2 protein-coding genes are annotated in these 2,014 nt (G+C 76.8%); one reads left to right on the top strand and one right to left on the bottom strand.

The features are described from left to right. Window positions 1-884 (bottom strand): ALF repeat-containing protein (locus VR45_RS41280; RefSeq protein ID WP_045945124.1); only part of this gene is annotated, 884 nt, incomplete at its 3' end. Window positions 885-1,118: 234 nt separating this feature from the next. Between VR45_RS41280 and VR45_RS41285 the strand changes: the two genes are divergently transcribed. Continuing rightward, window positions 1,119-2,014: ALF repeat-containing protein (locus VR45_RS41285; RefSeq protein ID WP_045945125.1), on the top strand; the 896-nt coding region annotated here is incomplete at its 3' end.

Raw genomic sequence — 2,014 nt, forward strand, 5'->3', positions numbered from 1 at the left:
CCCTGTGCCTGCTTCGTCTCGGCCGCGGCCCGTTCGGCAGCGGCCTTGGCGAGTGCGGTGGCGTCGAGGGCGCGTCCCGCGGCCTCCCTGGCGGTCCTGGACTGCTGGCCCGCCTGGGCGGAGGCGTTCCTGGTGAGGTCGGCGAGCTGGGCGACCGTCAGGGTCTCCTGGTCGTGGGCGGCGGCCGTCTGGTAGCCGTACTGGAGGAACCGCTGGACGTCCTCCGTCCCTCCATCCAGTGCCAGGCCGGCGGCCCGGCGCACCTCGGGGCCGCCGGTGGCCATCAGCTGCACGAGGCGAATGCGGTCGTCGTCGTCCTGCGCCTTGAACCGGCCTTCGGCGAGGAAGGCCTTGAACCGGCCTTCGGCGAGGACGGCGTTGACGTCGTCGGCCGTGCCGTCGAGCGCCTTGCCCGCGGCTTCCCGGACGGCGGGCCCGCCCTCCGCCATGACGTTCACCAGCTCCACCCGCTGGTCGTCGTCGAAGGCCCGCTGGGCGCCCGCGGTGAGGAACTTCTGCAGGTCGGCCGCGGAGCCCTTCAGCGCGGCCGTGCCCGCCTCGCGCACGCCCGGTCCGGCGGTCGCGACGAGCTCCTCGATCCTGGTCCGCAGGTCCTGCTCGGCCGCGGCGGCCCGACCGGTGGCCAGGAACACCCGCGGGTCGTCCGCGGAGCCGGTCAGCGCGCTCTCCGCCGCCTGCCGTTCGGCCGGACCGCCGGACTGCCGGGCGGCGACCGTCCGCACCCGGTCCGGGTCCGGCCCGGTCGCGGGCGTGGCGTGCGCCGTCGTGGCCGGGACCGTGAGCAGTCCGGTCAGCAGGCCGCCGACGACGAGGCAGACCGCCGCGCGTGACCTCCGGGGCCGGGGGATCGATGGCACCCTCATCGCATTCGCCGTCCTGTTCTGTGGTCGGGCAACCGGAGGCCCGCCCTGCCGCCGCCGGGGGCGGGGCGCGGCGGGTACGGGTAGGGGCAGGTGTGGTCCGGCGCCCGGTTCCCCCGGCCGGGGGAACCGGGCGCCGGACCACACCTGCCCCTACCCGTACCCGCCGCGCCCCGCCCCCGGCGGCGGCAGGGCGGGCCTCCGGTTGCCCGACCACAGAACAGGACGGCGAATGCGATGAGGGTGCCATCGATCCCCCGGCCCCGGAGGTCACGCGCGGCGGTCTGCCTCGTCGTCGGCGGCCTGCTGACCGGACTGCTCACGGTCCCGGCCACGACGGCGCACGCCACGCCCGCGACCGGGCCGGACCCGGACCGGGTGCGGACGGTCGCCGCCCGGCAGTCCGGCGGTCCGGCCGAACGGCAGGCGGCGGAGAGCGCGCTGACCGGCTCCGCGGACGACCCGCGGGTGTTCCTGGCCACCGGTCGGGCCGCCGCGGCCGAGCAGGACCTGCGGACCAGGATCGAGGAGCTCGTCGCGACCGCCGGACCGGGCGTGCGCGAGGCGGGCACGGCCGCGCTGAAGGGCTCCGCGGCCGACCTGCAGAAGTTCCTCACCGCGGGCGCCCAGCGGGCCTTCGACGACGACCAGCGGGTGGAGCTGGTGAACGTCATGGCGGAGGGCGGGCCCGCCGTCCGGGAAGCCGCGGGCAAGGCGCTCGACGGCACGGCCGACGACGTCAACGCCGTCCTCGCCGAAGGCCGGTTCAAGGCGCAGGACGACGACGACCGCATTCGCCTCGTGCAGCTGATGGCCACCGGCGGCCCCGAGGTGCGCCGGGCCGCCGGCCTGGCACTGGATGGAGGGACGGAGGACGTCCAGCGGTTCCTCCAGTACGGCTACCAGACGGCCGCCGCCCACGACCAGGAGACCCTGACGGTCGCCCAGCTCGCCGACCTCACCAGGAACGCCTCCGCCCAGGCGGGCCAGCAGTCCAGGACCGCCAGGGAGGCCGCGGGACGCGCCCTCGACGCCACCGCACTCGCCAAGGCCGCTGCCGAACGGGCCGCGGCCGAGACGAAGCAGGCACAGGGCCAGGCCGGGGCCGCCTCCAACGCGGCAGCACGCGCCGC

The sequence above is a fragment of the Streptomyces sp. NRRL S-495 genome (genome assembly GCF_000966955.1).
Taxonomy (GTDB): domain Bacteria; phylum Actinomycetota; class Actinomycetes; order Streptomycetales; family Streptomycetaceae; genus Kitasatospora; species Kitasatospora purpeofusca.